This is a genomic window from Arcicella aurantiaca (assembly GCF_003148625.1).
Taxonomy (GTDB): Bacteria; Bacteroidota; Bacteroidia; order Cytophagales; family Spirosomataceae; genus Arcicella; species Arcicella aurantiaca.
Map to the genome: position 1 here is coordinate 1 of NZ_QGGO01000011.1, position 9,762 is coordinate 9,762.

The following is a 9,762-nucleotide window of genomic DNA, read 5'->3' on the forward strand; positions in this document are numbered from 1 at the left end:
CGAAGATTAATATTTACAATTCCTAACAGGGAAGATTCGATGATACTTTTTTTTCCTTTGGAGTCAATATACTGGGGCGACCACTACGTGCTAAATCTTTGAGACCTCGGGATTTATTATCCTCCCAACGTTTAAACCAAAAAGAAACTGTATCAGCTTTTACTTGATAAAGTTGGGCAATAGTTTGTCGGTCATAACCTTGATGACTCCAAAGTAGTGCCTGAATACGTTGACGTTCTCGATGATTATTAGTAGTCCGTAACAAATGAGTTAAGTCGGTGATTTCAGACTCACTTAAGTTAATGTATCGCTTGTTATTCATAGCTCTAAGATATAGAGAAATATTGTAAATCAAAAACACTATAACTTTTGCTCAATTACTTAATTCTCTCATTATCAATTGTTAAAATTGTGTTCTAAGATAAATAAAAAACCTCCATACAATTAAGTATGAAGGTTTGGTGGAGAATATCGGATTCGAACCGATGACCTCTACGCTGCCAGCGTAGCGCTCTAGCCAACTGAGCTAATCCCCCGTGTTGGTTTTACAAATGTAGCCATTAAGCTGACTTATGCAAAACCTTAATGATTTATTTCTTAAAAATTCAGACGAACACCGCCCCCACCTTGTGGATGAAAATAGAGAATTGAAGGTACAAGTTCAACGTAAGCACCCGCTTCTAAGAAAATAGAAATGGGTGAACTTGGAAGAAAATACTCAATTCCAACTTGACCTAAACCTCCTAAACCCGTTGTTGGAATTTCTTTTTTACCAGTTCCATCAGGTACATAATATGAACGTGACGTAAATTGAGCTCCAAAACCATAGTAGTTTTTCAAATTGGTTGTCATTTCATTATGCCATAAATATACACCACTAAATGAGAAACCTGCCCCGTCAAAAGCACCGTCTTTGTAGTTACTTCTCAGTCCCCAAATACCGCCATAAACTCCCACATTAACTTCAATGGCATTTTTGTCGTTATTTAGGTAATGGCGTATGTTTAAGCCTGAAGGGTCCCCAATTTTTGCTCCCAAAGCCCAACCTTTTTCTTGTGAAAAACCGCTTATGGAGCTGATTAATAAGATTGATAATAGCAAAATCCTTTTCATAACTTTAAATATTTATAATTAATATTTCTTTAAAAGCTCTATTAGATGATGATTTTCTTCGGTAGTTCCAATTGAAATTCTTAGAGAATTATCACAAAGAATCACTTTAGAACGGTCACGAACAATCGTTTTTTGTTCAATCAAATAATCGAAAATCTTTTTAGCTTCTGTGAATTTAACCAAAAGGAAATTAGCATCAGAAGGATAAATTTTTTGTACGATTGGTAATTTCTCTAATTCCACAATCATATCTGTACGGTTTTGGTTTAATGTTTTTACCGAATTTTTAACAAATTCAACATTGCCAATATTCTCGATTAATTGTTTCTGAGTAAGTCCGTTGATATTGTACGGATATTTAATTTTGTTCAAAAGAGAAATTAATTCTTCATTGGCAAAAGCCATCCCCAAACGTAAAGCCGCTAATCCCCAAGCCTTTGAGAAAGTTTGAAGTACCATAACATTCGGGAAATTGTCTAATGCTGGAATGAAAGACGGTTCTTCTGAAAAATCATTGTAGGCTTCATCAATGATAACAATTCCTTGCTGAAAGTTCTCAATAATTGTTAAAATGGCTTGTCTGTCAATTAAATTTCCCGTTGGATTATTGGGCGAACAAATAAAAATTAGCTTCGTTTTTGGATTAATCGCTGCAATAATTTTTTCAGTATCTAATTGATAATCAGCCGTAAGTGGAACTTTCTGAATTTCAACATTATTCACTGAAGCACTTACTTCATACATTCCGTAAGTAGGAGGTAGGATAATAATATTGTCTTCTTTAGGTTCGCAAGTTAGTCTGATAATCAAGTCGATAGGCTCGTCAGAACCATTTCCCAAGAAAATCTGTGACGGACGACAACCTTTTATCGGAGCTAATTTTTCTTTAATATCCCACTGGTATGGGTCAGGATAACGATTCCAATTTTCGGGCGTTGCCGAGCCAATTGGATTTTCGTTAGCATCTAAGAAAATGCCCTCCTTACCTGTATATTCATCACGTGCAGACGAGTACGGAGCCAATGATAAAATATGTTGTCTTACTATGTTTTGTAAATTAAAGCTATTCAAAATCTTAAAATATTTTTTTGTAAATGTCTTTTAATGAAACCGTTAAATTATCGATTACTGCAATATCTTCTAATGAATCATAGTCGGCATTCATCCAAATTTTAGGGTCTTGTGTTCTGGTAAAAGTGCTTATCCATGGTCTATCTTGTGCCACAAAGATAATTTGTTTGATACTTTCAATGGTTTTATAGTTCACCAATTTCTCACTCATATCAAAATCTTGTGTTGCTTTTGACAAAACTTCAACCACAATATATGGATTTAAAATCTCAGTATTGGTGCCATCTTTTAGTTTTATTTCGCCATTGATGACCGTCATATCTGGTTGATAATAACTTTGAAGATTTGGAATGTGAACACAAGCTCCACTTTCTAAAACCCAGAAGTTTTCATTTACAAGATTATCGTAATAGTTAGATAAAATATTTATTAACCTTGTTCCTAATATTGAATGAATAGGTGTAACTCTGCCCATAGTAGCAATAATTTCTTCAGTATGATATTCTATTTTTAAGTCTCTTTCATCTGCAATACTTTCATATTCCTTTATTGTTGCAGGAACTCTGATAAATGGCTCTGTCAAAAGCCTTTCACGTATTTCATGTAGTAATTCAACAGTTTTTACCATATCTGTAATGATTTTAACTATTCATTAATTATTAGCTAATCGAACTCTAACAGCATTGGCATGAGCTTCTAAAGATTCTGCCGTTGCCATTTCAATAATGGTTTTACCAAGATTTTGAATTCCCGCTTGGGTAATATTTTGTACTGTAATTTTCTTTGTAAAACTATCCAAACTCACTCCTGAGTATGCTCGTGCATAGCCATTTGTAGGTAAAGTATGGTTCGTGCCAGAAGCATAATCACCTGCTGATTCTGGTGTATAATTTCCTAAAAAAATCGAGCCAGCATTATATATTTTTTCCGAAACTTCCTCCGCATTTTCAATCGACATAATTAAGTGTTCTGCCGCATATTGATTGAGAATTTCTAAGGCAATTTCTTGATTTTCAACAACTAATGCTTGACTGTTTTCCAAAGCTTTTGCAGCAAATTCTGCTCTTGGTAAAACGGCTAATTGGCTTGAAAGCTCTTGATTTACTGCTTCAACAACTGTTTCGGAAGTAGAAACCAATAAAACTTGCGAGTCAATCCCATGTTCTGCTTGCGACAATAAATCTGCCGCAACAAAAGCAGGCTTGGCTGTTTCGTCAGCATAAACTGCCACTTCCGAAGGACCTGCGGGCATATCTATCGCAATTCCTTCTTTATTAACCAACATTTTGGCAGCCGTTACGTACTGATTTCCCGGACCAAAAATTTTATAAACTTGTGGAATAGTTTCTGTTCCGTAAGCCATTGCCGCAATTGCCTGTGAACCACCAATTCTAAAAACTTTAGAAATTCCACATAAACTTGCCGCAAAATAAATTGCTGGGTGATTTGATGGCGTACATAAAACTACTTCACGACAACCCGCAATTTGGGCAGGAATTCCCAACATCAAAACCGTAGAAAATAGGGGAGCAGTTCCACCAGGAATATATAAACCTACTTTGTCAATTCCAACTGATTTACGCCAACAAGTAACACCTGCTATCGTTTCAATTTTTTCTGGAACTGATTTTTGAGCTTCGTGAAATTTATAAATATTAGCGTAAGCCTGTTTTATCGCTGTTTTTAGGTCTTCTGTTAATAAACTTTCTGCATTTTGAATTTCAGAAATATTTACTGTAAAATTATCCAAAGCAACATTGTCAAACTTCAAAGCAAAATCACGAATAGCAATGTCGCCTTCTTCTTTTACTCTTTTCAGAATTGGAGCAACTCTTTCCTCAATTACCGAAATATCTTGTGTAGGTCGGGAAAGAATCGCTTTATATTCTGATTGATTGGGGTATTTTATAATTTTCATATTTTTGAAGCGATACGTAGCGAAAATAGCGAATTGCGAAAAAAATCTACAACTCATATTCTAAGCTCTTTTTTTTATTCGCCATTCGCTAACTCGCTTTTATCGCTAAAATTAATAAATCATCTTCTCGATTGGCATTACTAAAATTCCTTCTGCACCTGCTTCTCGGAGTTTTTCGATGTTTTGCCAAAAATCATTTTCATTAATTACTGAACTCAAAGCCGACCATCCTGATTGTGCTAACGGATTTATCGAAGGTGATTGCATTCCCGGTAAAAGTTTTGAAATGGCTTCGATATTTTCATTTTTAGTGTTCAAAACAACATATTTGCTATTTTTTGCACGTTGCACTGCATCAATTCTGAAAAGGATTTGTTTGACAATTTCCTGTTTCTCGGCACTCATATCAGGGCAACCAATCATGATAGCTTCTGAACGGAAAATTACTTCCACTTCTTTCAACCCATTACTCAAAAGTGTACCGCCCGATGAAACTATATCACAAACAGCATGAGCCAAACCAATACTTGGAGCAATTTCAACTGAACCAGAAATTTCGTGAATGTGTGATGTTACGCCATGTTCTTTCAAGAAATTCCCTAAAATAATTGGATAAGAAGTTGCAATATCTTTTCCTTCCAAACTTTGTACACCGCCATAAACGTCTTCACGAGGAATAGCGATAGATAAACGACATTTTGAGAAACCTAAAAGTTTTACTTCTGAAACATTTTTATGTGACTCAACATGGACATTCTGCCCCACAATCCCAATATCTGCTACGCCATCTTCTACGTAACCGGGAATATCGTCGTCTCTCAAAAACAAAAATTCAGCAGGGAAGTTTGAAGAAGTAGCTTTTAATTTGCCCGCACCATTGTCGAACTTAATGCCACATTCTTTAAAAAGATTGAGGGAATCCTCACTTAATCGTCCAGATTTTTGGACTGCAATTCTTAAAATAGTATCCACTTTTTTCAGTTTACAAATTAACAGTGAACAATTAACAGTAAACAACAAAGAGTAAACAATAGCAGAGGCAATAGTAAACAATTTTAGCAAAGATATTTGCTCAATTATATAAATGCTTTCTAAAAATATAATTGTTTACTAATAACTGTCCACTTCGTAACTGTGAAAAATCACTGTTTACAGATAGCTGATAACTGATAACTGATATTACAAAATTACACAATGAAATTTAGCTTTTAGGTGCTTTTGTGTAAATTGTCCATAATTCTATTTATTAACCTTCAATAAATATCTAATGAAACAGTTATTTAATAGATTTCTTACAAAAGTGCTTTAAGTCGTAAAACACTTTCGCAATAAAAAAGCCTAAGCAAATCAATTTTGCTTAGGCTTTTTTGTAGGAAAATGTTGACCTATCTAAAACAAAAAAAGCAGGCTCAAAAAGGCTGCTTTTTTGAATTACACTTCATCAACAAACTAAAAACCAAATAAAACTACTTTTCAATCGGTAGTCAATTTGATAATTTGAGAATAAAGGTAATCATTTAAAGACGATTTGTCAATATTTTACTCTCAAATATTCAAATAATTGGCTGTAGGAGAAGGACTCGAACCTCCACGGTGTGATTAGGTATAGTACAAAATCCGGTGGTCTACCCCAGTCTGTCTTGCGACAGGCATTATACTAACTTTGTTTCATGTTCACCACCCCCGAGACAGGAGGGTACGTCTGCCAAATTTCATCACCCTACAGTGTGTGTATCTTTTCGACATGACAAAATTAGTATATGGGTGTTTATTTTGCAAATTTTCTATAAAAAAATATTAAAATTTATAATATTTTTATTTTTCAATTGTGTTTGTTGTTAATTTTTCAAAAATAATCATTCGTAAATCCAAAATTTTAATAAATTTTCAATAACTTAGTTAGTATAAAATACTCAACCATTATGAATAATACAGTAATAGACGAAGTTGACAAGAAAATACTTAGCCTTTTGATGCAAAATGCTAATATGCCTTATACCGAAATTGGAAAAAAAATTAATGTTTCGGGTGGGACGGTTCACGTTAGAATGACCAAAATGGAAGAAGCAGGCATTGTAATTGGCTCGCAGCTTATTATTGACCACACAAAGTTAGGGTGGGATATTTCTGCTTTTTTGGGAATCTACTTAGATAAAAGTTCGCTTTATGAAGAAGTTGCCATTCAATTACAACAAATTCCAGAAGTAGTAAGTATTAATTACACCACAGGAATTTATTCGATTTTTGCGAAAATCGTTTGTAGAGATACTGTTCATTTAAGAGAAGTGCTTCATGATAAAATTCAGAAAGTTCAAGGAATCCAACGAACAGAAACATTTATTTCATTGGAAGAATCTTTAAACCGTCCTGTACCTTTTACTAAATAGCATTACATCAGTATTGAAATTGCTTATATTTCAATAACCGATTATACATCTTAAAGCAATTATTAAGCATGATTTAGCTAAATGCTTACAAAAATTCTAAACAACAGAACTTTTGTACAGGTTTATGAGTTAAATTTGTAGCGAAAAACAAGACAAATCTCGTTTCAGATAAAATAAATGTATTTTTTTAGTTTATTTTCAGAATCTGAAAAACAATGACATGGCAAAGGAAGAAATTGACATTTTAGAAGAAGTAACCTCCTCGGAGTACAAATATGGCTTTCATGATAATTTTGAAGCTGATGAATTTCCTGCGGGTTTAAATGAAGGCATTGTTCGCCAACTTTCCGCTAAAAAAAATGAGCCAGAATGGATGTTAGAATATCGTTTGAATGCTTATAACACTTGGTTGGGCATGAAAGAACCAAAATGGTCGAACGTACACTATACACCCGTTGATTATCAAGCTGTAAAATATTATTCAGCTCCGAAAGCGGCTAAAGTTGTAGAGTCAATGGACGATGTTGACCCAGAATTACGTGCCACTTTTGAAAAATTAGGTATTTCTCTGAATGAACAAAAGCGTCTTTTAAATGTAAAAGATGATAGTGAGAAAGAATTATCTGGAATTGCCGTTGATGCTGTAATTGACTCAGTTTCGGTAGCAACTACTTTTAAAGCTGATTTGGCAAAAAGAGGAATTATTTTCTGCTCAATGTCAGAAGCTATTCAAGAGCATCCAGAATTAATTAAGAAATATTTAGGTTCAGTAGTACCTGTTAAAGATAATTTTTTCTCAGCATTAAATGCAGCAGTTTTTTCTGACGGTTCTTTCTGTTATATTCCAAAAGGCGTTCGTTGTCCGATGGAACTTTCAACGTATTTCCGTATCAATGCAGCAGGTACAGGGCAGTTTGAGCGTACTTTGATTGTTGCAGATGAAGGAGCTTATGTAAGTTATTTAGAAGGTTGTACGGCTCCTCAGCGTGACGAGAATCAATTGCACGCCGCAGTAGTTGAAATTTTTGCTCATGAAAATGCAGAAGTAAAATATTCAACAGTTCAGAACTGGTATCCAGGTGATAAAGACGGTAAAGGTGGAATTTATAACTTCGTGACTAAGCGTGGTATTTGTGATGGAGCAAATTCTAAAATTTCTTGGACACAAGTTGAAACAGGTTCAGCTATTACTTGGAAGTATCCTTCAGTAATCTTGAAAGGGGATAATTCTATTGGTGAGTTTTATTCAGTTGCGGTTACAAACAATATGCAACAAGCCGATACAGGTACTAAAATGGTACATATCGGGAAAAATACAAAATCAAGAATTGTTTCAAAAGGTATTTCAGCAGGAAAATCGCATAATTCATATCGTGGATTAGTAGAAGTAATGAAACGTGCTGATAATGCTCGTAACTTTTCACAGTGTGATTCATTGTTAATGGGCGACCGTTGTGGAGCTCATACGTTCCCATACATTGAGGTTAAAAATAAAACGGCTACCGTAGAACACGAAGCAACAACTTCAAAAATTGGAGAAGACCAATTGTTTTATTGTAACCAAAGAGGTATTTCAACCGAAGCAGCTGTTGCCCTAATTGTAAACGGTTATGCTAAAGAAGTATTAAATCAATTACCAATGGAGTTTGCAGTAGAAGCACAAAAATTACTTGCTGTATCTTTAGAAGGCTCAGTTGGTTAGAAAATATTTTACTTTTATTAAAGGCTTTTGTTTTCGTTAACAAAAGCCTTTTTGTATTTTTGTAGTACAACATACCACGTAATTTAACGTTTTTATAAGTCTTCAACATTTAGCTAAAAACGATTTAATTTTATCCAATTCCTCATGAAGAAAATCATTTTTTTTGCTCTTTTTCTTCCGCCATTTTCCCAAAATATCTTTGGAATAGACTATTTCAAAGGAAGTTTTAAAACCGCTTTAGATTCCGCCAAAAAATCCGAAAAACTCATTTTTATGAACATTGCTGCCACTTGGAGTGGAGCATCAAATAGAATGGAAGAAAGTGTTTTTCGAGATACTGAAACTGAAAACCAAATTGTTGCTGATTATTTGCCAATTCGTTTTGATGCTTCATCGGAAGAAGGTTTAAAGATTCAACAACAATTTGGAATAACCGCTCTGCCTGCTTATTTGGTCATAAATAATCAAGGACAAATTGTACGACTACGCATCGGCGAAATTTCATTAGAAGCATTCAGGACTTTTTTGAAAGATGCTATAAAAGAACCTAAAGGGTATCAAAATTTAGAAAAAGAAACGTTAGAATCGTTTAATTCAAGTCTGAAAACGTCCAATGATTATTCTTGGTCGGCGTATAATTTGAATTACCTGATTTCAAAGCCAGAAGTCGCTTTAACTTTATATTCAGCCAATAATTATCGTCCAAAGGGCGTTGCTCAGAAGCTTGAAGTTTTTAATATTTTGCTCAATTGTGCCAGAAAAGCAGGTAAGAATAATAACATTGCTTTGTTGAATGAATTACAACTTTACGCTGAAAAAATTGGGTTTACAGGAAGAGAAAAAACGACATTTGAATTGTTTTATCATCTTGAAAGAAATGATGCTGAGAATGTACAAAAGAGTTTAATTGAGTTTGGAAATAACAAAGACCGTTTCTCTGACTTTCAGTTTACTGGCGTTGTATTTTCTGAGTTGGTAAGATGTATGTCAGAAATTTATTATCGTACTGCCGATTCTGAAACGTTATTGGCTACTCTTGAAAAAATTAATGTTCAAAATACGTATTTTGAAAGAGTTTATCCAGAGCGAATTTATAAATATTACAAATCTATTTTGCTAACCAAAGTCGGACATTTAGAAGAAGCAAAAGTGATAGCCAAAACGATTATGAAAACGTATGAGTTTGTTCCAGCAGATAAAAACTACGACGAAACCATCACTGAGTTGGAAAAAATAGTCGATGAAAGAGAATAATAATTAGAGAATAGATGATAGAGAATAATTAGAGAATAGATGATAGAGAATAGATGATTATTTTCATTCAACTGTGTCAAGTATTTTTTAGTGTTCTCATTGTCTTGAAATAAGTATTTTGAAACCAAAAGTAGAAATTGACACAGTTTGATGAAAAGACTCGTATTTTTGAAACCAAAAGTAGAAATTGATACAGTTTGATGAAAAGACTCGTATTTTTGAAATCAAAAGTAGAAATTGACACAGTTTGATGAAAAGACCCAATAGAATGGATAAAATCTCTAATCTCTAATCTCTAATCTCTAATCTCTAATCTC

Annotated in this window: 9 protein-coding genes and 1 tRNA gene; 3 read left to right on the top strand and 7 right to left on the bottom strand. The window is 33.9% G+C overall.

Going from position 1 to position 9,762, the window contains the following annotated elements; genetic code table 11:
- Positions 1-22: 22 nt before the first annotated feature.
- From LV89_RS11485 to hisG, 7 genes are all read right to left on the bottom strand, one after another.
- Entirely contained in the window at positions 23-322 is a 300-nt protein-coding gene (locus tag LV89_RS11485) for a helix-turn-helix domain-containing protein (protein ID WP_109743044.1), read from the bottom strand.
- Between the two features lie 137 nt (positions 323-459).
- Positions 460-536 (bottom strand) — tRNA-Ala (locus LV89_RS11490).
- Positions 537-597: 61 nt separating this feature from the next.
- Positions 598-1,113: a hypothetical protein gene (locus LV89_RS11495; protein ID WP_109743045.1), complete on the bottom strand. Its 516-nt coding sequence runs from the start codon at positions 1,111-1,113 to the stop codon at positions 598-600.
- Between the two features lie 18 nt (positions 1,114-1,131).
- Positions 1,132-2,184: a histidinol-phosphate transaminase gene (gene hisC / locus LV89_RS11500; protein ID WP_211321196.1), complete on the bottom strand. Its 1,053-nt coding sequence runs from the start codon at positions 2,182-2,184 to the stop codon at positions 1,132-1,134.
- 4 nt (positions 2,185-2,188) lie between these two features.
- Positions 2,189-2,812, bottom strand: a complete 624-nt coding sequence (locus LV89_RS11505; RefSeq protein WP_109743047.1) for a Uma2 family endonuclease — start codon at positions 2,810-2,812, stop codon at positions 2,189-2,191.
- Positions 2,813-2,836: 24 nt separating this feature from the next.
- On the bottom strand, positions 2,837-4,102 hold the full coding sequence (gene hisD, locus LV89_RS11510; protein WP_109743048.1) for a histidinol dehydrogenase: 1,266 nt from the start codon (positions 4,100-4,102) through the stop codon (positions 2,837-2,839).
- A gap of 111 nt (positions 4,103-4,213) precedes the next feature.
- Complete coding sequence (hisG, locus tag LV89_RS11515) at positions 4,214-5,074, bottom strand: ATP phosphoribosyltransferase (RefSeq protein WP_109743049.1); 861 nt, start codon at positions 5,072-5,074, stop codon at positions 4,214-4,216.
- 950 nt (positions 5,075-6,024) lie between these two features.
- Here hisG and LV89_RS11520 point away from each other — a divergent pair.
- From LV89_RS11520 to LV89_RS11530, 3 genes are all read left to right on the top strand, one after another.
- Entirely contained in the window at positions 6,025-6,489 is a 465-nt protein-coding gene (locus LV89_RS11520) for an Lrp/AsnC ligand binding domain-containing protein (RefSeq protein ID WP_211321197.1), read from the top strand.
- A 220-nt stretch (positions 6,490-6,709) separates the two neighbouring features.
- On the top strand, positions 6,710-8,191 hold the full coding sequence (sufB, locus tag LV89_RS11525; RefSeq protein WP_109743051.1) for a Fe-S cluster assembly protein SufB: 1,482 nt from the start codon (positions 6,710-6,712) through the stop codon (positions 8,189-8,191).
- A gap of 144 nt (positions 8,192-8,335) precedes the next feature.
- Positions 8,336-9,445, top strand: coding sequence for a thioredoxin fold domain-containing protein (locus LV89_RS11530; RefSeq protein WP_109743052.1), 1,110 nt, complete (start codon positions 8,336-8,338; stop codon positions 9,443-9,445).
- The last annotated feature ends 317 nt before the right edge of the window (positions 9,446-9,762 follow it).

Bases quoted from the DNA above. Each gene is read 5' to 3' on its own strand.
- LV89_RS11495 (WP_109743045.1), bottom strand. From the start codon at position 1,113: ATGAAAAGGATTTTGCTATTATCAATCTTATTAATCAGCTCCATAAGC.
- LV89_RS11530 (WP_109743052.1), top strand. From the start codon at position 8,336: ATGAAGAAAATCATTTTTTTTGCTCTTTTTCTTCCGCCATTTTCCCAA.
- LV89_RS11485 (WP_109743044.1), bottom strand. From the start codon at position 322: ATGAATAACAAGCGATACATTAACTTAAGTGAGTCTGAAATCACCGAC.
- sufB (WP_109743051.1), top strand. From the start codon at position 6,710: ATGGCAAAGGAAGAAATTGACATTTTAGAAGAAGTAACCTCCTCGGAG.
- LV89_RS11520 (WP_211321197.1), top strand. From the start codon at position 6,025: ATGAATAATACAGTAATAGACGAAGTTGACAAGAAAATACTTAGCCTT.
- LV89_RS11505 (WP_109743047.1), bottom strand. From the start codon at position 2,812: ATGGTAAAAACTGTTGAATTACTACATGAAATACGTGAAAGGCTTTTG.
- hisD (WP_109743048.1), bottom strand. From the start codon at position 4,102: ATGAAAATTATAAAATACCCCAATCAATCAGAATATAAAGCGATTCTT.